This window comes from Enterococcus saigonensis, from assembly GCF_011397115.1.
In the GTDB taxonomy this organism is placed as follows: Bacteria; Bacillota; Bacilli; order Lactobacillales; family Enterococcaceae; genus Enterococcus_C; species Enterococcus_C saigonensis.
This window is the reverse complement of the sequence record NZ_AP022822.1, coordinates 1,354,689-1,378,882: the sequence shown is the minus strand read 5'-3', so window position 1 is coordinate 1,378,882 and position 24,194 is coordinate 1,354,689. Positions and strand designations below refer to the sequence as shown.

General features: G+C 36.9%; 23 protein-coding genes. 21 read left to right on the top strand and 2 right to left on the bottom strand.

Annotated elements, in window-relative coordinates; translation table 11 throughout:
• Position 1: 1 nt before the first annotated feature.
• The 9 genes from EsVE80_RS06500 (at position 2) to EsVE80_RS06460 (ending at position 9,642) form a co-directional block, all read left to right on the top strand.
• Positions 2-1,099 (top strand): carbamoyl phosphate synthase small subunit, encoded by a 1,098-nt coding sequence (locus EsVE80_RS06500; RefSeq protein ID WP_173102988.1) that lies wholly within the window; start codon positions 2-4, stop codon positions 1,097-1,099.
• Positions 1,077-4,259: a carbamoyl-phosphate synthase large subunit gene (carB, locus tag EsVE80_RS06495; RefSeq protein WP_173102987.1), complete on the top strand. Its 3,183-nt coding sequence runs from the start codon at positions 1,077-1,079 to the stop codon at positions 4,257-4,259. The genes EsVE80_RS06500 and carB overlap by 23 nt, the downstream gene beginning before the upstream one ends.
• 80 nt (positions 4,260-4,339) lie before the next feature.
• The gene (locus EsVE80_RS06490; protein ID WP_173102986.1) at positions 4,340-5,110 is read left to right on the top strand and encodes a dihydroorotate dehydrogenase electron transfer subunit; all 771 of its coding nucleotides are present in this window, start codon (positions 4,340-4,342) and stop codon (positions 5,108-5,110) included.
• Positions 5,107-6,033 (top strand): dihydroorotate dehydrogenase, encoded by a 927-nt coding sequence (locus EsVE80_RS06485; RefSeq protein ID WP_173102985.1) that lies wholly within the window; start codon positions 5,107-5,109, stop codon positions 6,031-6,033. The genes EsVE80_RS06490 and EsVE80_RS06485 overlap by 4 nt, the downstream gene beginning before the upstream one ends.
• Before the next feature lie 2 nt (positions 6,034-6,035).
• Positions 6,036-6,758, top strand: a complete 723-nt coding sequence (pyrF, locus tag EsVE80_RS06480; RefSeq protein ID WP_173102984.1) for an orotidine-5'-phosphate decarboxylase — start codon at positions 6,036-6,038, stop codon at positions 6,756-6,758.
• Positions 6,751-7,386, top strand: a complete 636-nt coding sequence (gene pyrE, locus EsVE80_RS06475) for an orotate phosphoribosyltransferase (RefSeq protein WP_173102983.1) — start codon at positions 6,751-6,753, stop codon at positions 7,384-7,386. The genes pyrF and pyrE overlap by 8 nt, the downstream gene beginning before the upstream one ends.
• A gap of 184 nt (positions 7,387-7,570) precedes the next feature.
• Positions 7,571-8,113, top strand: coding sequence for a sigma-70 family RNA polymerase sigma factor (locus EsVE80_RS06470; protein WP_173102982.1), 543 nt, complete (start codon positions 7,571-7,573; stop codon positions 8,111-8,113).
• The gene (locus tag EsVE80_RS06465; RefSeq protein ID WP_173102981.1) at positions 8,110-8,925 is read left to right on the top strand and encodes a PH domain-containing protein; all 816 of its coding nucleotides are present in this window, start codon (positions 8,110-8,112) and stop codon (positions 8,923-8,925) included. The genes EsVE80_RS06470 and EsVE80_RS06465 overlap by 4 nt, the downstream gene beginning before the upstream one ends.
• Positions 8,926-8,946: 21 nt before the next feature.
• Positions 8,947-9,642 carry a carbonic anhydrase family protein gene (locus EsVE80_RS06460; protein WP_173102980.1) on the top strand — a complete coding sequence of 232 codons (696 nt, stop codon included), beginning with the start codon at positions 8,947-8,949 and terminating at the stop codon, positions 9,640-9,642.
• A gap of 53 nt (positions 9,643-9,695) precedes the next feature.
• Here the strand turns inward: EsVE80_RS06460 and efbA are convergent, their stop codons facing one another.
• Positions 9,696-11,396, bottom strand: coding sequence for a fibronectin-binding protein EfbA (efbA, locus tag EsVE80_RS06455; RefSeq protein ID WP_173102979.1), 1,701 nt, complete (start codon positions 11,394-11,396; stop codon positions 9,696-9,698).
• Between the two features lie 111 nt (positions 11,397-11,507).
• Positions 11,508-11,903, bottom strand: a complete 396-nt coding sequence (locus EsVE80_RS06450) for a DUF1622 domain-containing protein (protein WP_173102978.1) — start codon at positions 11,901-11,903, stop codon at positions 11,508-11,510.
• A 382-nt stretch (positions 11,904-12,285) separates the two neighbouring features.
• Here EsVE80_RS06450 and EsVE80_RS06445 point away from each other — a divergent pair, with 382 nt between their 5' ends.
• From EsVE80_RS06445 to pheA, 12 genes are all read left to right on the top strand, one after another.
• Positions 12,286-12,861, top strand: coding sequence for a hypothetical protein (locus tag EsVE80_RS06445; RefSeq protein ID WP_173102977.1), 576 nt, complete (start codon positions 12,286-12,288; stop codon positions 12,859-12,861).
• 342 nt (positions 12,862-13,203) lie between these two features.
• Positions 13,204-14,241: a tryptophan ABC transporter substrate-binding protein gene (gene trpX / locus EsVE80_RS06440; RefSeq protein WP_173102976.1), complete on the top strand. Its 1,038-nt coding sequence runs from the start codon at positions 13,204-13,206 to the stop codon at positions 14,239-14,241.
• A gap of 1 nt (position 14,242) precedes the next feature.
• Positions 14,243-15,124: an ABC transporter permease gene (locus EsVE80_RS06435; protein WP_173102975.1), complete on the top strand. Its 882-nt coding sequence runs from the start codon at positions 14,243-14,245 to the stop codon at positions 15,122-15,124.
• Between the two features lie 3 nt (positions 15,125-15,127).
• On the top strand, positions 15,128-15,892 hold the full coding sequence (locus tag EsVE80_RS06430; RefSeq protein ID WP_173102974.1) for an ABC transporter ATP-binding protein: 765 nt from the start codon (positions 15,128-15,130) through the stop codon (positions 15,890-15,892).
• A gap of 382 nt (positions 15,893-16,274) precedes the next feature.
• Entirely contained in the window at positions 16,275-17,141 is an 867-nt protein-coding gene (locus tag EsVE80_RS06425; protein WP_173102973.1) for a shikimate dehydrogenase, read from the top strand.
• Positions 17,142-17,155: 14 nt separating this feature from the next.
• Complete coding sequence (gene aroF, locus EsVE80_RS06420; protein ID WP_173102972.1) at positions 17,156-18,181, top strand: 3-deoxy-7-phosphoheptulonate synthase; 1,026 nt, start codon at positions 17,156-17,158, stop codon at positions 18,179-18,181.
• Between the two features lie 3 nt (positions 18,182-18,184).
• Complete coding sequence (gene aroB / locus EsVE80_RS06415) at positions 18,185-19,249, top strand: 3-dehydroquinate synthase (RefSeq protein ID WP_173102971.1); 1,065 nt, start codon at positions 18,185-18,187, stop codon at positions 19,247-19,249.
• Positions 19,249-20,415 (top strand): chorismate synthase, encoded by a 1,167-nt coding sequence (gene aroC / locus EsVE80_RS06410; RefSeq protein ID WP_173104141.1) that lies wholly within the window; start codon positions 19,249-19,251, stop codon positions 20,413-20,415. The genes aroB and aroC overlap by 1 nt, the downstream gene beginning before the upstream one ends.
• A 13-nt stretch (positions 20,416-20,428) precedes the next feature.
• Positions 20,429-21,520 carry a prephenate dehydrogenase gene (locus EsVE80_RS06405; RefSeq protein ID WP_173102970.1) on the top strand — a complete coding sequence of 364 codons (1,092 nt, stop codon included), beginning with the start codon at positions 20,429-20,431 and terminating at the stop codon, positions 21,518-21,520.
• 19 nt (positions 21,521-21,539) lie between these two features.
• On the top strand, positions 21,540-22,832 hold the full coding sequence (gene aroA / locus EsVE80_RS06400; RefSeq protein WP_173102969.1) for a 3-phosphoshikimate 1-carboxyvinyltransferase: 1,293 nt from the start codon (positions 21,540-21,542) through the stop codon (positions 22,830-22,832).
• Positions 22,825-23,334: a shikimate kinase gene (locus tag EsVE80_RS06395; protein ID WP_173102968.1), complete on the top strand. Its 510-nt coding sequence runs from the start codon at positions 22,825-22,827 to the stop codon at positions 23,332-23,334. The genes aroA and EsVE80_RS06395 overlap by 8 nt, the downstream gene beginning before the upstream one ends.
• Complete coding sequence (pheA, locus tag EsVE80_RS06390) at positions 23,331-24,155, top strand: prephenate dehydratase (RefSeq protein ID WP_173102967.1); 825 nt, start codon at positions 23,331-23,333, stop codon at positions 24,153-24,155. The genes EsVE80_RS06395 and pheA overlap by 4 nt, the downstream gene beginning before the upstream one ends.
• The last annotated feature ends 39 nt before the right edge of the window (positions 24,156-24,194 follow it).

The window sequence follows — 24,194 nt, the reverse complement described above, 5'->3', positions numbered from 1 at the left end:
TATGAAACGTTGGTTAATCTTAGAAGACGGTACCTACTTTGAAGGGGAAGGATTTGGTGCTAGCAACAATGTATTTGGTGAAATTGTGTTTACAACTAGTATGACTGGCTACCAAGAAACGATTACCGACCAAAGCTTTAATGGACAAATTATTACGTTCACCTATCCAATGGTAGGAAATTATGGGATTAACCGGGATGACTATGAGTCAATTGCACCAACTTGTAAAGCAATAGTTGTAAAAGAACATGCACGACTTGCCAGTAATTGGCGAAACCAGATGACGCTAGACGAATTTTTAAAACATAAAGAAATTCCTGGTATTGCAGGAATTGATACCCGAGCTTTAACGAGAAAAATTAGAAAATACGGAACGATGAAGGCTAGCATTGTGGCAGAAGAAGATTTTACTCATGCATATGATCAATTAAAAGCTGCCGTTTTACCAACCAATCAAGTTGCTCAAGTTTCTACTGCTAAACCTTATCCAAGTCCTGGAGTTGGACATAACGTTGTTGTTATCGATTTTGGTTTAAAGCATAGTATCTTACGGGAACTCTCAAAGCGTCATTGTAACTTAACTGTTTTGCCATACGATACTGATGCGACTACAATTTTAGAGCTATGTCCAGATGGTGTTATGCTAACCAATGGACCGGGAGATCCTAAAGATGTTCCAACAGCGATAAAAATGATTCAGGAAATACAAGGGAAAGTCCCAATTTTTGGGATTTGCTTGGGGCATCAATTATTTTCATTAGCAAACGGTGCCGATACATTTAAAATGAAATTTGGCCACCGAGGCTTAAATCATCCAGTACGTGAAATTGCAACAGGACGAATTGATTTCACTTCACAAAACCATGGTTATGCCGTGGATGCTCGTTCAATTGACAACAAACGACTAATGGTGACGCATGTAGAGGTTAATGATGGGACAGTAGAAGGCGTTCGCCATAAAGACTTTCCTGCATTTACAGTCCAGTTTCATCCTGATGCAGCACCTGGTCCACATGATGCGCTACACTTATTTGATGAGTTTATTGAAATGATGGATGCATGGAAGGAGCAAAATAATGCCAAAGCGTACAGATATTAAAAAAATTATGGTAATCGGTTCTGGCCCGATTATTATTGGCCAAGCGGCTGAATTTGATTACGCTGGTACACAAGCGTGTCTGGCATTGAAAGAAGAAGGCTACGAAGTTGTGTTGGTCAACTCCAACCCCGCCACGATTATGACAGATAAAGAAATTGCAGATAAAGTTTATATTGAACCGATTACTTTTGAATTTGTTTCTCGTATTTTACGAAAAGAAAATCCTGATGCGTTATTGCCAACATTAGGCGGACAAACCGGTTTAAATATGGCAATTGAACTCGCGGCTTCGGGAATTTTAGCTGAATTAGAGATTGAACTTTTAGGGACCAAGCTCGCAGCTATCGATCAAGCCGAAGATCGTGATTTATTTAAAAAATTAATGGAAGAACTGGGACAACCTATCCCAGAATCTGCCATTATTCATACAGTTGATGAAGCAATTATTTTTGCCAATAAAATTGGTTATCCAGTTATTGTTCGGCCTGCATTTACATTAGGTGGCACAGGTGGTGGAATGTGTGATAACGAAGAAGAACTACGATTAATTGCTGAAAACGGGTTAAAGCTATCACCTGCAACCCAATGTCTAATTGAAAAAAGTATCGCAGGTTTTAAAGAAATTGAATATGAAGTAATGCGAGATTCTGCAGATAATGCGATTGTCGTATGTAATATGGAAAATTTCGATCCAGTGGGTATTCACACGGGAGATTCCATTGTTTTTGCGCCAAGTCAAACATTATCAGATATTGAATACCAACTTTTGCGAGATGCCTCGCTAAAAATTATTCGGGCATTAAAAATTGAAGGTGGGTGTAATGTTCAATTAGCTCTAGACCCCCACAGTTTTAATTATTATGTTATTGAAGTAAACCCACGAGTATCACGTTCTTCTGCTTTGGCAAGTAAGGCAACTGGTTACCCAATTGCAAAACTAGCAGCTAAAATCGCAGTTGGTTTAACACTGGACGAAATGAAAAATCCAGTAACTGAAACTACTTATGCGGAATTTGAACCTGCTTTAGATTATGTGGTAGCTAAAATTCCTCGTTGGCCATTTGATAAATTTGAAAAGGGTGAACGAATACTCGGTACCCAAATGAAAGCTACCGGCGAAGTAATGGCAATTGGACGAAACATTGAAGAATCATTATTAAAAGCCGTACGCTCATTAGAAATTGGGACCTCTCATATTGAGCTAGCCCAATTAGCTGAATTAACGGATAATACACTGACAGAAAAGATGATAAAAGCACAAGACGATCGCTTATTTTACGTAGCAGAAGCTATACGTCGCCATTATCCGATTGAAGAAATCGCGAAAATGACCAAAATCGATCTGTTTTTCTTAGATAAATTACTGCACATTGTTGAGTTGGAAAAAGCGTTAATGACGAAACCACAGAATCTTAGTATTTTAAAAGAAGCCAAACAGAATGGTTTTGCAGATAAAAAAATCGCTGAACTTTGGAACATGTCTGAAAGTGAAGTTCGCAACTTCCGTAAAGAGAAAAACATAGAGCCAGTATATAAAATGGTAGACACTTGTGCAGCAGAATTTGAATCAGAAACCCCATATTTTTACAGCAGTTATGAATTTGAAAATGAAAGTAAAGTGTCTGATAAGTCTTCGGTTTTAGTATTGGGATCAGGACCGATTCGAATTGGTCAAGGAGTCGAGTTTGATTATGCAACAGTTCACTCCGTCAAAGCAATTCAGGACGCTGGTTATGAAGCTATCATTATGAATAGTAATCCCGAAACAGTTTCTACAGACTTCTCTATTTCCGACAAATTATATTTTGAACCGTTAACTTTAGAGGATGTTTTAAATGTAATTGAACTGGAAAAACCAATTGGTGTCATTGTACAATTTGGTGGGCAAACGGCGATTAACTTAGCCGAACCTTTACAAAAAGCCGGTGTGAAAATTTTAGGTACCAGTATTGAAGATTTGGATCGGGCAGAAAATCGGGATCTATTTGAACAAGCGCTAAAAGAATTGGAAATTCCACAACCACCTGGAGAAACTGCAACAAATCAAGCAGAAGCCGTAGCGATTGCTAAAAGAATTGGTTATCCGGTGTTAGTTAGACCTAGTTATGTTTTAGGTGGTCGTGCTATGGAGATTGTGGAAAATCAAGCTGATCTTGAAGATTACATGAAAAATGCTGTTAAAGCTTCGCCAGAACATCCAGTTTTAGTGGACCATTATCTAACTGGTAGCGAATGTGAAGTTGATGCGATTTGTGACGGGAAGACAGTTCTAATCCCAGGTATTATGGAACATATTGAACGAGCGGGTGTACATTCTGGAGATTCAATGGCCGTCTATCCACCGCAGTTTTTAAGTCAAGAACTTCAAGATACCATCGCAGCATATACAGAAAAATTAGCTTTGGGACTGAATTGTATTGGTATGATGAATATTCAATTTGTTATTAGTGATAATAAAGTTTATGTTATTGAGGTAAATCCTCGAGCTAGTCGAACTGTTCCGTTTTTGAGCAAAGTTACAGGAATTCCAATGGCACAAATCGCCACGAAAGCTATTTTAGAAGAAAGTATCCTAGATCAAGGTTACAAAAATGGCTTGTATCAAGAAGATGACTACGTCCACGTTAAAGCTCCTGTTTTCTCTTTTACAAAATTGCAAAAGGTCGATACTTATTTGGGTCCTGAAATGAAATCCACAGGTGAGGTAATGGGAAGTGACCGCAACTTAGAAAAAGCGCTATACAAAGCTTTTGAAGCAGCAGGTTTAAAAGTTCCTGAATTTGGCTCTGTCTTATTTACTATTGCAGATGAGACAAAAGAAGAGGCATTAACTTTAGCTAAACGTTTTGCAGAAATTGGCTTTACTTTAATTGCAACAAAAGGAACAGCTAATTACTTTACCTCAGCTGGATTACGAGTTAAAGAAATTGCTAAGATTTCGGAATCAGAAGATACAAATGTTGTTGAATTAATTCGTAACAACCAAGCACAACTTGTGATTAATACGATGGACAAGAACCGTCAAAGCGCCTCTATTGACGGCTTCGTTATTCGCCGTGAGTCAGTCGAACACGGGGTGCCGCTATTAACATCTTTAGATACAGCTGATGCTATTTTAAAAGTAATGGAAGACCGTGCATTTTCGACAAAAGCAATCTAAACAAAGGAATATACGAATATTTGTATTCGTATACTCCATTTGTGAGAATAATGCGTATTTTGAATACCAGGGGGAGTAGCATGAAACAAGGAATGTTGACAGTTTTAACGCAACAAGAAATTGCGCCTAACATATTTGAACTGGTTTTACAAGGTGAGCTAGTAAAAGCAATGAGAAAACCAGGTCAGTTTTTGCATATTTTAGTACCAAGAAAAGATTTGTTATTACGTCGTCCAATTAGTATCAATCAATTTGATGTTGCGAGTTTAACGTGTCATTTGATCTATCGCATCGAAGGGCAAGGCACAAAAGCATTTACAGAATTATTACCTGGCGAAAAACTCGATTGTCTAGGACCCCTGGGAAATGGTTTTGATATTAGTCAACTTCAAAAAGGAGACACTGCATATATCATTGGTGGCGGGATCGGTATCCCTCCATTGTATGAATTATCACGACAGTTAGTAAAAAAAGGAGTAGAACCAATTCATTTTTTAGGTTTTGCAAAAAAAGAAGTTGTCTATTATGCTGAAAAATTCCAAGCTCTGGGTGAAACCCACTTTGCCACTGACGACGGTAGTTTTGGCATTCAAGGAAATGTATCTCATCTTTTAATTGGAAGAATAGAAAAACCTGATGCTGTGTTTGCTTGCGGTAACAACGGTATGTTAAAAATGGTAGACGAAAAATATCAAGAACATCCTAATGCACAGATTTCAATGGAAGCACGAATGGCTTGTGGGGTCGGTGCTTGTTATGGCTGTGTTTGCCACGTTAAAAATGAACCGACTAAGAGTGTGAAAGTTTGTGATGAAGGACCAATCTTTAAGACGGGGGTAATCGTGCTATGAGTAATCCGTTATATATTCAATTACCCGGACTTGATCTTCAAAATCCAATTATGCCGGCCAGTGGTTGTTTTGGTTTTGGTAATGAGTATGGAAAATTTTATGATTTAAATCAACTTGGTGCTATTATGATTAAAGCGACAACCCCTGAAGCAAGATTTGGCAATGAAACACCACGAATTGCTGAAACTCCTAGTGGTATGCTAAATGCAATTGGTTTACAAAATCCTGGTCTAAAGGTTGTTCAATCTGAAATTTTGCCTGATTTGCATGCTCGTTATCCGGATTTAAATATTATTGCCAATGTAGCGGGCTCATGTGAAGAAGACTATGTGACTGTTTGTCGAGAAATTGGTGATGCACCTAATGTGAAAGCAATTGAATTAAACATCTCTTGTCCCAATGTAAAACATGGCGGTATTGCTTTTGGCACAGATCCGAATGTGGCTGCCAGTTTGACAGAAGCTGTTAAAAGAGTTGCTAAAGTTCCGATTTATGTTAAATTATCACCTAACGTTACTGATATTATTCCTATTGCAAAAGCAATTGAAGCTGCAGGTGCCGATGGTTTTACTATGATTAACACGCTGCTAGGTATGCAAATCGATTTAAAAACACGTCAACCTCTTTTAGCCAATCAAACCGGTGGTTTATCTGGCGCAGCAATTAAGCCGGTTGCAATTCGTTTGATTCATCAAGTTTTTCACGCGACCAATATTCCAATTATTGGAATGGGTGGTGTACAAACGGTAGATGATGTGTTAGAAATGATGATGGCCGGTGCGAGTGCTGTGGCAGTTGGAACAGCTAACTTTACTGATCCTTATGTTTGCCCGAAATTGATCGAGGCACTACCAAAAAGGATGGCAGAGCTAGGCATTAACAATTTAAGTGAACTAATTCAACAAGTAAGAGAGGGAAAATAAAAATGAATGAACGTCCAATTATTGCGCTCGATTTTTCAAGTCGTGGAGAAGTTGAGCTATTTTTCAAAAAGTTTCCAAAAAAAGAACCACTATTTGTAAAAATTGGAATGGAGTTATTTTACCATGAAGGACCGGAAACAGTTCGTTGGTTGAAAAGAAATGGACACGATGTTTTCTTAGATTTAAAACTTCATGATATTCCTAATACAGTTGAAAAAGCGATGCGCGGATTAGCAGGTCTGGGAGTAGATATTACTTGCGTTCATGCAGCTGGTGGTGTGAAAATGATGACTGCTGCTATGCGTGGTTTAGAAGAAGGCACTCCAATGGGAAAAAAACGACCTAAACTCTTGGCGATTACACAGCTAACTTCAACTACTGAAAAAGAAATGCACGATGATCAGTTAATTGAAGTACCTTTAGACCAAAGTGTTATCCATTATGCGCAGTGTGCTAAAAAAGCTGGACTTGACGGTGTAGTTTCTTCAGCTTTAGAAGTAGCGGCAATAAAAAACGCAACTAGTGATGAATTCATTTGTTTAACACCAGGTATTCGTCCTACGGGCAGTGAAGTTGGTGATCAAAAGCGCGTGGTAACACCTGGTAACGCTCGAAATATTGGGTCTAATTATATTGTGGTAGGACGACCAATAACACTTGCTGAAGATCCTTATAAAGCATATACTCAAATAAAAAATGAATGGAATGGTATTGAAAATGACTAGTTTAGAAACCGCTATTGCAAAAGACTTATTAGATGTAAAAGCTGTATTTTTGAGCCCGAACGAACCATTTACGTGGGCCAGTGGCATCAAAAGTCCAATTTATTGTGACAATCGGATTACTATTAGTTATCCTAAAGTACGTAAGCAAATTGCACAGGGATTGGCTGATAAAATTAAAACTCAGTTTCCGGATGTAGAAGTAATTGCTGGCGCTGCAACTGGCGGAGTACCTCATGCGGCTTGGGTAGCAGATATTTTAGATTTACCAATGGTTTATATCCGTGCTAAGGCAAAAGACCACGGCAAAGGTAAACAAATCGAAGGTTGCATTGAAAAAGGGCAAAAAATGGTGATTATTGAAGATCTTATTTCCACCGGTGGGAGCGTACTTGGAACATGCGAAGCAGCTAAAAAAGAAGGTGCAGATGTTCTAGGTGTTGCAGCAATCTTCACATATGAACTTCCAAAAGGGAAAGCCAATTTTGAGTCTGCAGAAATGCCTTTAGTTACGCTAACGAACTACTCAACTTTAATCGAAGTAGCATTAGATAGTAACTACATCAGCAAAGCAGATCTTGAATTATTAAAAGCGTGGAAAGAAGACCCTGAAAATTGGTTAACTAAATAAAATGAAAAAGTTGTGGTTCTTGTAATTTAGTAGAATCACAACTTTTTTATCTATTACTTTAAGATAAGTATATCCAGGTACCTTTTCTTATCTTTTACGAATGTTTATTACATAAAGTTTTCAAATCATGATAGAAATGATAAATTCATTTCGTATATTAAGCGAACAATGAGGGGGAGGTAAGATGAAAGACGAAGAAATCATATCATTAATTAGGCAACATGATTTTACTGGGTTAGAAAAAATGATTGAAATTTACGGTGAAACTATAATTAAAACAATTCGGGGCGTGCTATCTGAAAGTTCTGAGCGAAATTTATGGTCGGACTGTGAAAATGAAGTTTTCTATACTTTGTGGAAGAAAATCCCAAGTTATGTAAAGGAAAAAAGTAGTTTGGCAACATTTGTAATGGTTGTCACGCGTAATAAAGCTATCGATTTCAAACGTAAGCAGTGCTTACAAATTAGTCGGCAAGCCAATTTAGAAACTGAGAAGATCGATAAAAATTATAATCAAGAAGTCTGTCCTTTGATGAAAGAACAATTCCTTGAATTGTTGGATGTTTTAAGTGCCCAAGATCAACTTATTTTTCTCCATTACTATTTTTACCAGACACCGCCAGCAGATATTGCCAAGCTTTTAGGAATTAAAACAAGTGCCATCTACAATCACCTAACTCGTGGGAAAACACAGTTGCAAAATGCACTGAAGGAGGAATTAGCATGAGTTTTAAAGAAATAATTTACGAAGAAAATGCCAAATTACAGCCAGGATATTTAAATACTAATGAAAAGAAAAGCTTATTTAACCGCAGTAAGTATTATATTCTCTTTCAAGAAGTCAAAGAAAAGTTGCAGCCTAAATTAGCTACTGGAGAAAAAATCACGGGCTATTTACCTATGACTAGTGGTGAAAATTCAGGGTTTATGAGTGCAGGTCCGATGGGCATGAGTTATGCCCGAACACCACAAGCAAAAAAATACGTCGACAACTTCAATGATACACGGGGAAATCGTCTACTAATTTTTACCGATACACGTTTGATTTTTCTCACTGTTTTAGATTTTTTTGAAACCAACTATTTTTCTAGTTTTCCTTACGAAAAAATAAAAGGGATCACGACTAAAAAATGGAGCATACATTATTGGGATGAAAAACGCAAACGTCAGACAGTAAATTGGTTTTTTCTTGATTTTGCTGCAGATACGAAAATTTTCAATGAAGTTTTAACCGAAAAAGATATGTTGTTGTTTAAAGAAAACTGGCAAAAAATTGCCAAAATGCGCGTTATACCAGAGACAGGCAAAGTTTTACGCAATCAAAAAATGGATATGTTCTTCAGTAATTTACGACTCTGGTATAATTTATTGCAAGGGGCCAATGTATTATTCATTGTGCTAGCTATCATTCTTATTTTAGCTATTTTATTCTTACTTGGACCGGGAAAAACATTATTTAGTGGTATAATTTTACCGAATTTTGAGTTTTGGAATTTGCCACAACTAAACAGATTTGATATGCTATTTAAAATCTTTTGATAAATCTTGTGAGGTGGCACAATGAAACGAAACTTAGATGTTCCTTGGAGTTATGGAGGAAAAAATGGTCCAGAATATTGGCATACCCTGTGTGATTGGTATGCACAAGGAGCAAAATTTGCTTATCAATCGCCAATTGCAATTGAAACAAATGATACAGTTATGGGTGATAAAAAACATCAATTGACTTTTTTTTATCAAGTTGAAAGATTTACTGAAAAGGAATTTAAAAATACTATTCATTTTGTTCCTTTTGATTGTCAGAGTTATGTCGTATTTGCAGGCGAAAAATATGGTTTAACTGATATCCATTACCATCTGCCTAGCGAGCACATCTTAGACGAGCAACAAGCACCTTTAGAAATACATTTGGTACACATGAAAAGTGACGGTACTAACCTGGTAGTAGGTGTTTTGTGTGATATTATGCCAGGCATTTTACCAGAAGGACCACTAAAAAAGGCACAACGTTGGGATCTAAACGAGCATATTGAAATTTTCAATCCAGAGCTATTTTTACCCAAACAGCGATCTTACTTTCATTACGTAGGTTCACTGACAACGCCGCCGACAAAAGGCCCAATTAACTGGTTTGTCTTTAAAGCACGTCATCAACTATCACGAGCGTTTTTATCACAGTTTCAAGAAGAAATTTTAAAAGGAAATAATCGTCCGCTACAAGATAAGAAAAACCGTATCGTTTATTTTTGTGAATAAAAAAGTCCGAACATGGCAACCTTGCTTGAGAAGGAGGTCTGTTCGGACTTTTTCTATTGTTTTTTCAGTCGTGTGATAATGTCTGATTCTGGGGTAATGTAATACGTTTTTTGATTTTCATAAATAACATAGCCAGGTTTTGCTCCATTTGGTTTTTTAATGTATTTTACTTGAACTAAATCGACTGGTACCCGCGCAGAATGACGATATTTAGAAAAATATGCAGCCAGTTCGGCGGCTTCTAAAATGGTGTTCTCACTTGGTTGGCTACTTTTAATAATTATATGTGATCCTGGAATGTCCTTGGTGTGTAACCAGTAATCTGTTTTACGCGCAGTTTTTAAGGTTAGCTGGTCATTTTGCAAGTTGTTTTTTCCAACTAAAATAGTTGTACCGTCACTTGAGAGATATTCATCCGGCTTTGATTTTGTCGTTGCTTTTTTACGTTTTGTCGTCTTCTTTAAATACCCTTGGGTAGTTAATTCTTCACGAATGAAATCTAAATCCATAGGCCCTGCAATTTCAATTTGTGCCAAAACAGATTCTAAATAAGCAATTTCAGCTTTTGCTTCATCAATTTGTTGATAGACCAATTTGACTGCATTTTTTAACTTCTGATAGCGGTGAAAATATTTTTGGGCATTTTGGCTAGGAGATAAAGCTGGGTTTAACTTAATTGCAATCGGACGATCTTCATCATAATAATTCATTAGTGTAACAGCACGTACGCCTTTTGGTACTTCGTGTAAGAAAGTTGTCAAAAGTTCTCCTTTTTGCCGATATTCCTCAGCTTTTTCAGATTCTTTTAACGTTTGCTGGCGTTTTTTAAGCTTAGTCTGATTGCGGACTAATTCATTCTCAACTTTTTTAAGCAATTGTCCGCCTTGTTGTTTAACACGATCACGTTCTGCTTTATCACCATAAAAAGCATCTAGTAGTTCACTGTAATTTTTATAGGTGGTGGTACTAATAGCATTTTCTGCTAAATAGCTAAAAGGAACTGGTGTGAAAAACTCCTTGGTTTCAGTCACTGTTAATGTAGGAATTCCAGAATGTAAACTGTCGAAAAATTGATGCCAAGTCATTACTTTATCGTTTTCATTTTTTCTTAGACGAAATGCTAATTCTTGCGCGGTGTCAAAACCTAAACCCTGAAATTTTTGCTGTAACGCTTTTGCAGTAATTTCCGGCAACTTTGATAGTGCATCAAAAAGTAAAACATCTGAGACAGTAAATGGATTTAATGAATCTTGTTTAGGCGGAGTGATATAGACAGCTCCAGGTAAAATAGAACGATACGTATTTTGACTGCTTCCAATATGCTTGATTGCGTCTAAAATTTTACCGTTAGCTTCGTTTAATAGCAAAATAGTACTGTGACGACCCATTAACTCCACAACTAGTAGAATGTTTTGCAAATCTCCTAATTCATCTCGTTTATTAAAAGTAAAGTGAACTACACGATCATTTTCAATCTGAGAAATATTCGTTAAAATCGCGCCATCCAAATATTTTCGAAGCATCATAACAAAATTTGGTGGTGTTTCCGGATTTTGATAGGCAATGTCAGTTAATTGTATCCGCGCATAACTGGGATGAGCAGATAAAAGAAGTTTATGGTTTTTTCCTTTTGAGCGGATAACCAAAATAATTTCATTTTGATAAGGTTGGTGAATTTTTGAAATACGGCCACCAACTAATAAATCAGTTAATTCATTTGTAACTAAATGGGTAAAAACACCATCAAAAGACATAGTGTAACCTTCTTTCATGCCAGAATAACTATATTATAGCAGATAAAAGCCAGATTCTACGATTAAGAATCTGGCAACTGATAGCTATCAGAAAAGAGTACAGTCCGTAAGTTATTTTTTATGAAGCTTTTTCATTGTTTCTTCGTTATCAAGAGCGTCTTGAATTTCTCGATGTAAGAAATAAGAAATTACTGTTCGGATAATCACGACTGCTGCAAGACGTAAGATATCAGCAGAAGTGGGATTTATAATAGACTCAATAATATCTGCTGCAATTAATATCTCCAAGCTCAATAAGACGTAACTCCCCAAAAAATTACGAATAAAGTTATTATGCCGTGCTGCTTCAACATGGTTGGCATGGGAACATTCAGATTTAATAAAATCATACCCAGCAATAATTACGCCCCAAACTAAAACTAATATGGATAAAAAATTAAGAAAAACGATGATAATATCAAATAATGGCACTGCTAGATGCATTATGGTATGACCAATATTATCCACTCGTTGTCCTCCTAAAGTTATTTTAAGTACTGATATTATGATAGCGAATATTTAAAGAATTGCCAACTATCTTGACGATTATCATTAATCATTGCTACTATTAAAGAGGATTAATAAGAAATGTTGTTACGAAATTTGATTTTCCTAACTGATACTCGTATTTGTATAATATTTTTAGATTTGTATTTTTTTATACTTGGAAAGCTTGACATATTTCATACTTTTTAACGCAAACTGCAAGAAAGGTGGAACCTCACCTTTTTAAGCCTAAGCAGTTTCTTTGGCTAGATTCTTGTTGTGGTATTTGATACAAGACGAGAATTTTCCAACAAGGTAGGTCATTGATCTTTTTTTCCTTATAAATTTTACTAGGAGAGACACAATGAAGATAATTCAAAATTTTTTTATCAGCGCTAAAGCGGGTTTTAGACAAATATGGGATGATTTTGCTAGTTGGGCTGAAAAAAACCAACGCAAAGCCCTTTTAACAGTGTTAGGTTTACTTATAGGTGTGACTCTTTTTTCTGCCATCATGGTTGTGGCTGTAGCTCATATCCGGCAATCTGAATATGTAGAGTTAATTCATCCCACTATTAAGAGTAAAAAAATTAAGACTTTTGCTTATGGTAGCGAAGATCAAGAAATAAAAACGACGAATGCCATCTCTGTCATGTTTGCGCCACCTTATGGTCGTGACTACGAGCAAGTGATGAATACATTGGCAGCAAAAAAAGGCGATGAATTAAACAGAACTTTTTACTATTATCCTTTAGTCTATGATACCCAAAATTTAGCCAAAAAATATAAAGTAAATCCAAGCAAAGTGACCTTTGTTTTCTTTGAAAAAGGAGTAGAAAAAAATCGGTTTGAAGTAGATGGACTATCAAATTATGCAGATGAATTCATCCCGGAATTAAATCGACTACCAATGTGGAATATTAAAGACTTAGATGATTAATCTGTTTAAATCTTCTGAAATTTTAAAGTTAGTATTGACGCTCGGAAAATTCTACGGTATTCTTAGCTATAATAAAACAAAACGAGGTGAACTATCATGAGACTATTTACTGCAACCAAAAGAAATTTATTAACATGGCAATTTTGGCGTAGATAGTTGTATTGATGGACTTTTCCATAGATACAACTTTTTAGAGAACTCTAAAACTTGTATCTATGCTGGTAATATTGAGATGAATCCGCATAGAGACAACTCTATGCGGATTTTGTTTGCTTGTAGCAATTTCCGCGATTAGAGGAAATTGCTTTTTTCATCTCAAAAAACATTTTAGGAGGAAATTTTATGAAAAACAAAGGATTAATGTACACTGTAATTGCGTTGGGGGTTGTCTTAGTAGGATTTTTAGTTTTTCAAGCGTTTGGAAGCTCAAAATCAAGCAATCAAAAAATGGAAAACAATAACGAAAAAGTCTATACTGTCGGCGTTTTACAATTTGTTAGTCACCCTGCTTTGGATCAAATCTATGAAGGGGTTAAAGAAGGACTAAAAAAAGAAGGGTATGAAGAAGGGAAAAACCTAAAAATTAATTTTCAAAATGGACAGGCAGATCAAAGTAAGTTGGATACTATGAGTAAACAATTAATTAGCGATGATGCAGATGCTTTAGTTGGGATTGCTACTCCAGCAGCACAAGCTCTAGCCAATTCCACTACCACTATTCCAATTGTTTTAGGGGCAGTAACAGATCCTAAAGGTGCGGGGTTGGTGAAGAGTAATGAAAAGCCAGGAGGAAATATTACAGGAGTCTCTGATCAACCTCCAGTAGCTTCAATTATCCAATTAGCACATAAACTAATACCGACAGGAAAAAAAGTTGGACTTTTGTATTCTTCATCTGAAATGAATTCAAAATTCCAGACGGGGCAAGCAGAAGCTGAAGCGAAAAAACTGGGCTTAGCAGTTGAACGTAAGGCCGTAACTTCAACCAATGAAGTAGCGCAAGCTGTACAAGTATTATCACAATCCGTTGATTTTATCTTTATTCCCAACGACAATACTATTGCTAATGCTATGGAAACCGTAAACCAAGAAGCAGATAAAAATAATGTTCCTGTTTTTCCATCTGTTGATACAATGGTTGAACAAGGGGGTCTTGCTACAATCGGTATTAATCAAAAAGAACTTGGAATTAAGACTGGTGAAATGGCCGCAGCAATTTTAGCCGGGAAATCAAAACCTGAAGATACAGCAGTGTATACCTTTACGAAAGGCGATACAATTATTAATAAAGATCAGTTAGCAAAATTCAACTTGACTTTACCAACAGACTTAAAAGAAAATGCGAAACTAGTTCAGACAGCTAAAGGAGACAAGAAATAAGATGATTGTTTCAACAATTGGTCAAGGACTGTTATGGTCTTTGTTGGGAATCGGGATCTACTTAACTTACCGTATTTTAAACTTTCCTGATATGACTACAGAAGGAACATTTCCATTAGGAGGAGCCATTTGCGTCACTGCAATTACCAGTGGCATCCATCCTATCATTGCAACGTTATTAGGCGTTATCGCCGGGATGATAGCAGGCTTTGTAACGGGTATTTTGTTTACCAAAGGAAAAATTCCTGTAATTTTAGCCGGAATTTTAGTTATGGCAGGATTAAATTCAGTTATTTTATTCGTCATGAAAAGTCCTAACAAAGGATTAAGTAATTTTCCACGAATTCAAACTTTTTTTACAAATTTAAATTTACCTAATTATTTTGATATTGTTATCTTAGGACTGATTGCAGTAGTTATTACCATAATGTTAGTACTATTTTTCATCAATACCGATTTGGGTCAGGCGTATATTGCAACTGGCGATAACGAGGTAATGGCACGTTCTTTAGGTATTGAAACGGATCGGATGAAAATTTTGGGATTAACGATTTCAAACGGGGTAATTGCGTTATCCGGAGCTTTAATTTCACAAAATGATGGCTATGCTGATGTTTCAAAGGGGACCGGTGTAATTGTTATCGGACTTGCGTCTATTATTATCGGAGAAGTGCTATTTGGAGAATTAGCCTTTTTGGAACGACTAATTGCAGTTGTAGTGGGTAGTATTATTTATCAAGCAATCATCACCTTAATTATTTATTTAGGCTTTGATACGACTTATTTGAAAATATTTTCTTCCACAATCTTGGCAATTTGCTTAATGATTCCAACGCTAAAGGAAAAATTGAATTTAAAAACCGGTTTGGAAAAGGAGGCGTAGCCAGTGAGTGTATTACTAATTGAACATGCTATCAAAAAAATTAGAAATGGCGTCGCTGATGAACGTACGATTTTAAACGATGTCAGTTTAACTTTAAATTCTGGTGACTTTGTCACAATCGTTGGGGGAAATGGAGCAGGGAAAAGTACTTTATTTAATACTGTTACAGGCACGTTGCCTTTGAATGGTGGTCAAGTTTTTTTAGACGGTAAAAATGTTACTAATTTAGGTGAAGAAAAACGCGCGAAATACTTAGGACGAGTTTTTCAGGACCCTAAAATGGGGACAGCTCCTCGTATGACTGTAGCAGAGAATTTACTTTTAGCAGAACGCAGAGGACAAAAACGGCTTTTGCGTTCTCGGAAACTAAATGAACGCAAAGCGTATTTTAAAGAACTGTGTGCAAAAGTAGGAAATGGTCTAGAAGATCATTTAGATACGCCAACGGGTCATTTGTCTGGTGGTCAAAGGCAGGCTTTAAGTTTGCTAATGGCTACCATTGAAAGACCCGAACTTTTATTGCTTGATGAACATACAGCAGCTCTTGATCCGAAAACTTCAAAAAATATCATGTCACTAACCAATGATTTAGTAGCAGAAAATAATTTAACGTGTATGATGATTACCCATCAAATGGAAGATGCTCTAAAATATGGAAATCGCTTGTTACTGTTGAAGAAAGGGGCAATTGTCAAAGACTTAAATAAAGCTGAAAAAGAGAAGCTTACATTGACAGATTTGCTATTGTTTTTTGAAGAAGATTTGTAAAAAGTACTGAAAGAAATATTACTTCTTACGAAAATTAGTTGACAGACCTAAAAATTCGCACTATACTTAACAACATCTTAATCAGTTCGGAGGTCTTTTTTATGTTACGAAAAAGCAAACCACAACTGAATAATTATTACTTTAGCTATTTTAGATAGTTTGTATTCATGAAGACATGGATACAAACCAAAGCAGTTTGTATCTATGATGGCTAGGGGATTTTGTAATGACTTTACAGCCACGTAGATCAAGAATCTATAGTGGCTATTTTTATACCATTGAAAGAGTATCTTTTTCATGTCAGGTGTTCACTGTAGATTGCTGTATCTTAGGTGGACACTTTTTTTGTACCCATAGGTTTAAAAATTAAGGAGTGGAGAAAATGAAAGTAACTGGTTACACTCGTTTAGCAGGGCTTATTGCTAACCCGGCCAAACATAGCATTTCGCCGTTAATGCATAATGCAGCTTTTAAAGCAAATGGTATTGATGCCGTTTATTTATCTTTTGAAGTCGAAAAAGCACAATTGGAAGCTTCCCTTAGAAGTATCACAGCCCTTGATATGATTGGGGTAAACGTTTCAATGCCGTATAAAATGGCGGTCATTCCTTATTTGAATGAATTAAGTGCTGCAGCCCAATTGATTGGCGCTGTTAATACCATTGTACCCACTCATGATGGTGCCCTCGTTGGACACAATACAGATGGCAGCGGCTTTATGCGTAGCTTGGCTGATATCGATGTGGATATCATTGGAAAAGAAATCACGATTATTGGAGCAGGTGGGGCAGCGACTGCTATTTGCGTTCAGGCTGCCTTAGATGGCGTTAAAAAAATTAATATTTTCAATCGCCAAGATAATTTTTTCATTCAAAGTCGAAAGAAGATTCAAACAATTGCACAAAAGACGCAATGTGAGATTCATTTACACGATTTAGCTGATACAAAAGTAGTAAATAATGCAATTAGTCGCAGTAGCTTGTTAGTAAATGCGACTGGCGTTGGGATGAAACCAAATGAAGATAGAACCGCAATCACTGACTTTAGTGCTTTCCACCAAAAATTAGCTGTCTATGATGTCGTTTACAATCCCAGGAAAACAAAATTATTACAAATTGCCAAAGAAAAAGGACTAAAACATACTAACGGTTTAGGTATGCTATTGTACCAAGGTGCCGATGCGTTTGAATTGTGGACGGGCCAAAAGATGCCGCTAGAGACGATTAAACCATTAGTAGAAAACAGTTAAAGGAGAATATTAAAATGATTGTAATTATGAAACCAGGGGCTACAAAAGAACAAGTAGAGTTAGTAGTAAAACGAATCCAAAAAGAAGGACTTGACGTAAACATCGATCAAGGGACTGAACATATTGTAATTGGTTTAAAAGGCGACGTTAGAGGAATTCAGGATGTGCCGTTTAACACTTATGAAGGCGTAGAAAAAACGTTAAAAATTTCCAATACGTACAAATTAACTTCTCGCGAATTTCACCCTGGTAATACTATTGTTGATGTCGATGGTGTAAAAATCGGTGATGGAAGCTTTGTCACAATGGCTGGACCTTGTTCCATTGAAGGACTAGAGCAAATTCGTGAATGTGCCAAAATTGCAAAAGCTGGAGGAGCGAAAATTTTACGAGGAGGAGCCTTTAAACCAAGAACTTCCCCATACGCTTTCCAAGGTTTGGAAGAAGAAGGCTTAAAATATATTCGTCAAGCAGCTGACGAATTCGATATGAAAGTTATCACAGAGGTAATGGATGAAGGGCATATTGAGATGGTGGCAGAATACAGTGACATTTTACAAATCGGCGCACGTAATATGCAAAACTACAAATTATTACAAGCTGTCGGCAAAACAGGAAAACCAATCGGCTTAAAACGAGGTATTGCAGGTACGATTGACGAGTGGTTAAATGCGGCGGAATACATTGCTGTTCAAGACAAATCACCTGTAATTTTCATTGAACGCGGAATTCGGACGTATGAAACTGCTACCCGCAACACATTTGACTTATCAGCTGTGCCTTTAATTAAAAAATTAAGTCATTTTCCAATTATTGTTGATCCAAGTCACGGTACGGGCGTTTGGGATTTGGTTGCGCCAATGGCTAGAGCTGGGGTAGCTGCAGGAGCTGATGGCATGATTGTTGAAATTCATCCTGATCCTAAAAATGCTTGGTCTGACGGACAACAGTCATTAAACGAAGAAAACTACATGAGGATGATGAAAGAAGTTGATATTTTGACTGCTGCGATGGAAAAAATTAAAGAAATCGAGGGCTAGTTTATGCGCGTTAATTTAAAGGAACATTCCTATGAAATAATAATAAAACGTGGTGCATTAGAACAATTAGGGACATGGGTCAGTTCTTTATGGATGCCGCAAAAAATCGCTGTCATTACCGATAGTAATGTTGCCCCTTTGTATAGTGAAATTGTGATGAAGCAATTAACAGCAGCTGGTTTTGCACCACATCTAGCTGTAGTTCCTGCTGGTGAAACGAGTAAATCTTTAAAGCAAGCAGCGCGATTATATGACTTTTTAGCAGAAGCTGGTTTCACCCGTAGTGATGGTATTGTTGCTTTAGGTGGGGGTGTGGTTGGTGATTTAGCTGGTTTTGTTGCTTCGACGTTTATGCGTGGGATTCATTTTTTGCAAATTCCTACAACTTTATTGGCTCAAGTAGATTCTAGTATTGGTGGTAAAACAGGAGTTAATACACAAAAAGCAAAAAATTTAGTCGGAACTTTTAATCAACCATCGGGAGTCTTAATCGACCCTGATGTTTTAAAAACATTAGAAATACGACGCGTGCGCGAAGGAATTGCAGAAATTATTAAATCGGCAGCAATTGCAGATTTAGTTTTATGGAACAAATTGACCGACTTAAAAGATGAAGCAGATTTATTAAAGCAGGCAGAGGAAATCATTACAGCTGCCCTTGAAATAAAGCGTCATGTGGTACAAGAAGATGAATTTGATAACGGAATGCGCCTCATTTTAAATTTTGGTCATACGATTGGACATGCAATTGAAAACACGGCGGGATATGGCGTGGTCAGTCACGGAGAAGGTGTTGCTTTAGGCATGATAAAAATCAACCATATCGCAGAGGCAAAAGGATTATCGCCACTGGGTAGCACAAAACAGTTGCAATTAATGATTGAAAAGTTTCATTTGCCTACAAATTTACCAAATTGGGATGAAACGGCACTTTATAGCGCGATTACACATGATAAAAAAGCTCGTGGTACTACCTTAAAAATAATTTTGCTAGAACAAATTGGGAAAGCAAAAATTGTTGAAATACCCTTAATTGAAATGAAAGATTACTTAAAGGAGGCGTTATGATGCGTTATTTAACAGCAGGAGAGTCTCACGGACCGGAATTAACTGCCATTATTGATGGTTTACCCGCTGGTATGCCATTACTAGCAGCAGATATCAATTTAGAGTTAGCGCGACGTCAAGGTGGCTATGGTCGCGGAGGACGTATGAAAATCGAAAAAGACCAGGTACGTATTACTTCTGGTGTACGCCATGGTAAAACATTAGGTTCGCCAGTTACTTTAGTTGTGGAAAATCGTGATTGGAAAAATTGGCAAACCGTTATGGCTACTGAAGAAGTAGATGCCAAAGAGCAAAAGCTTCGCCAAGTTACACGACCGCGTCCAGGTCATGCCGATTTAGTTGGAGGGATGAAGTATCACCACAAAGATTTACGGAATGTCTTAGAGCGCTCTTCGGCAAGAGAAACCACTATGCGAGTTGCTGTTGGTGCGGTAGCAAAAAAATTATTAAAAGAACTTGAGATTGAGATAGCTGGACACGTCACGGTTTTAGGAGGCATTAAAGCATCCATTCCGGCAGAAATTAGTATTGCAGAAGTAAAAGAGCGTTCTGAAAATTCCGAAGTTCGCGTAATTGATCCGACAGTGGAAGAAAAAATGAAACAATTAATTGATCAGACGAAAAAAAATGGCGATACAATCGGCGGTGTTGTGGAAATTTTAGTAGGAAATATTCCCGCTGGTCTAGGAAGTTACGTTCAATGGGATACCAAGTTAGATGCCAAACTGGCCCAAGCTATTGTGGGAATTAATGCTTTTAAAGGTGTAGAATTTGGCGTTGGTTTTGAAGCCGCAAATGTACCTGGTTCTAAAGTAATGGATGAAATTATTTGGTCAAAAGAAACTGGTTACCGCCGCAAAACCAATCATCTGGGTGGATTTGAAGGCGGAATGACAAATGGTGAGACAATTATTATTAAAGGCGTGATGAAACCAATTCCAACTTTGTATAAACCGCTAATGAGTGTTGATATCCAAACAAAAGAACCTTATAAAGCAAGTGTAGAACGTTCTGACAGTACTGCTGTGCCAGCGGCAAGCGTTGTTTGTGAAAATGTTGTTGCTACTGTTTTAGCAAATGAAATTTTAGCTAAATTTTCAAGTGATTCTTTTGAAGAGTTAAAAACTTCTCTGGCACAATATCGCCAGTATGTTAAAAACTTTTAGGAGGTCTTTTGAGATGAAACAAAAGGTGCTCATCGTAGGATTGGGGTTAATTGGCGCCTCTCTTGCTTTAGCGATAAAAAAAGAACATCCCAAAGTCAGCATTACGGGTTTTGATCTACATGAAAAAACTTGCAAAATTGCTTTGAAAAAGAGGATCGTTTCACATATTGCTACAGATTTTTCTGAAAGTGCTCAAACTGCTGACATCATTATTTTGGCGGTTCCGGTTTTTAAGACAATGGATTATTTAGAAAAATTATCCTCTTTAAATTTAAAAGAAGATGTCATTGTAACAGACGTCGCTAGCACTAAAAGTAGAATTATGCAAATGGCCTCTCATTTACCATTTACTTTTATCGGTGGACACCCAATGGCTGGTTCCCACAAGTCTGGCATAACTGCTGCAGATAGTAATTTATTTGAAAATGCCTACTATATTTTTACAAATCAATACGCAAAGAAAAGTATCATTTTGTTATTGGAACAACTACTAGCTGGAACACGAGCGAAATTTGTTGAACTAACTCCAGATGAACATGATCAAATCACTGCTATGCTTAGCCATTTACCTCACATTATTGCTGCAGGATTGGTTACACAAGGTGACAGTTTTAACCAAAAACACCCTCGTGCTAAACAATTAGCAGCCGGAGGATTTCGTGATATCACTCGGATTGCTTCTTCTGATCCAGTCATGTGGACCGAAATATTATTAAGCAATAAGCAGGCTATTTTACAACAGTTAAACGAGTGGCAAACAGAGATTAACAAAGTCCAAAATTGGCTTACAGCTGACGATGAAAATGCGATTTTTACTTTTTTTAATCAAGCTAAAGATAACAGAGATCGTTTGCCGGTCCATAAAAATGGGGCTATCCCAGCTTTTTACGATTTGTTTATTGATATTCCGGATGAGCCTGGTGTAATTGCTGAGGTAACGGGCCTATTAGGTCATCATCAAATTAACTTAATAAATCTGAAAATTCAGGAAACAAGAGAAGATATTCATGGAATTTTACAAATTAGTTTCCGCAACGAGCGCGACTTAACTCGAGCACAGGTGTGTGTTTTACAAAATACACCATATCCCGCTAGAATTAAATAAAAAATAAAAGGAGGTCATTATGGAATTATTACATGCACAAAAAGGTTTACAAGGAAGTATCACTGTTCCAGCCGATAAGTCAATTTCTCATCGTAGTATTATGTTTGGCGCTTTAGCAATGGGCCAAACCACAATTAAAAATTTTTTGCGGGCACAAGATTGCTTGAGTACATTAAATGCTTTTAAAAAATTGGGCGTCCCCATTAGCGATGATGGTAAGACAATTACGGTTACAGGAGTGGGATTTAATGGTTTAAAGGCTTGTGATAAAGCCATTGATATTGGAAATTCTGGTACTACGATTCGTTTAATGATGGGAATTTTGGCGGGACAGAATTTTACCACCACGTTGTTTGGTGACGAATCTTTAAACAAACGACCAATGCAAAGAGTTATGGCCCCATTATGTCAGATGGGCGCATCACTTACAGGAGATAATGCTAGTGAGTTTCCACCAATTAAAGTTATGGGGACAAATCATTTACAACCAATTTCTTATCACATGCCTGTTGCTAGTGCCCAAGTCAAATCGGCTATTATTTTTGCAGCACTTCAAGCTAGGGGAACTTCAATTATTGTCGAAAAAGAAGTTTCTCGTAACCATACCGAAGAAATGATTCGTCAATTTGGCGGAAAAATCATTTCAAAGGGAAAAGAAATTACAGTAAGTGGCCCCCAGACTTTTACAGGACAAAATATAACCATTCCCGGAGATATTTCTTCAGCTGCTTTTTTCTTAGTTGCAGGTGCGATTGTTCCAAATAGTCAGTTAATACTAAAAAACGTTGGGATGAATCCAACTCGAACGGGTATCATTGATGTTTTAAACCAAATGGGTGCGAATTTGAAAATTGAAAACTACGATGAGAAAAATCAAGCAGCTGATTTAATGATAAAATCTTCAGAGTTGACTGGAACGATTATTGCAGGAAAAATTATTCCTCGTCTAATTGATGAGTTACCCATTATCGCATTGCTTGCGACACAAGCACAAGGACAAACAATTATTAAAGATGCGCAAGAGCTAAAAGTGAAAGAAACTAATAGAATTGACGCTACTGCAGAAGAATTACAAAAAATGGGAGCAGATATTCTGCCAACTGATGATGGGTTAATAATTAACGGTCCAACTTCATTAAAAGGTGCGCACGTATCAAGTCGTGGTGATCACCGCATTGGCATGATGCTGCAAATCGCAGCTTTAATTGCAACAGGAAAAACAAAATTAGATCGTCCTGAAGCAATTGATATTTCTTATCCTGAATTCTTTGATGATGTCAAAAAAATTGTAGTAGGTGAAAGCAATGAGTAGTATTTTATTGATTGGTTTTATGGGGGCAGGCAAGTCAACTATCGGTAGCCTACTAGCTGAAGCGTTAGGACGACCACTGATCGATTTGGATGATTTGATTACTGATAAAATCAGAATGCCAATTAATGACTATTTTGCTCAGTTTGGTGAAGAAGCTTTTCGGCAAGTGGAATCAAGTGTTTTAAAAAATAATCTTACAACTGAAGCAATAATTGCGACTGGTGGAGGCGTTGTAGTGAATACAATAAATCGTAGTCTTTTAAAAGCACATCCTAACGTCGTTTATTTAAAAGCTGAACCTAAAATATTAGTTGCCCGAATCAAAAATGATACCAAAAATATCCGTCCACTAGCAACAGAAAAAAGTGAGGCAGAGATTGTCTCCTTACTAAAGGAACGGCTCAATTATTATGAAGAGAGTGCCGCCCTTAGCATCGAAACTACAAACCGCCATCCAAAAGACATTGTGGAAGAAATCATAGAAAGGTTGAGTAAGGTATGAAGATTGGTTATTTGGGACCGGAAAGTTCTTTTTCTCACCAAGCTGCAAAAAAACAATTCGCAGCAGCAGACTTGGTTGCCTATGCTTCAATTCCAGCTTGTCTACAAGCGGTGCTTAATGACGAAGTAGAATTTTCAGTTGTTCCGATTGAAAATTCTTTAGAAGGATCCGTTCATGCTACAATTGATACTTTGTCTCAAAATACCCAATTACAAGTCGTTGCAGAAATTATTTTACCGATTAAACAACAGTTGTTAGCGGTAAACGAAAGCAATTTTAAAAAAATCTATTCTCATCCGCAAGCTTTAGCTCAATCACAGATTTTTTTGGCTACTAATTACCCAAACGCAGAGTTAGTCCCAACCGCCTCTACAACAGCAGCTTGTGATTATGTTGCAAATAATGGCGAGGAAGAAATTGCGGCAATTGCCTCTTGTGAAGCGGCAACTGTTTATAACTTAAAAATTATCAGTCACCAGATTCAAGACAACGATTTTAATCAAACGCGTTTTTGGGTTGTTGGCAACCATCAAACTTTCTCTTTTGGAAAGCCAGAAAAAATGTCACTAATTTTAACTTTGCCATCTAATCATGCCGGTGCCTTGCATCAAATGCTTGCAGCATTTGGATGGCGTCAAATTGACTTGAGTAAAATTGAATCTCGTCCGCTTAAAACCAGTCTTGGTGAATATTTTTTTGTAGTGGATCTTCGATTAAATTGTCCGCAACAATTAATTGAAAATGCGCTTGAAGAAATACAACTCTTAGGAGGACAAATTGCTCGTTTGGGTGTTTATCCTATTACGAGTGTTACCACCTAACATAATTGCAAGAAATGCTATGAAATGCTTAAGTTTTTT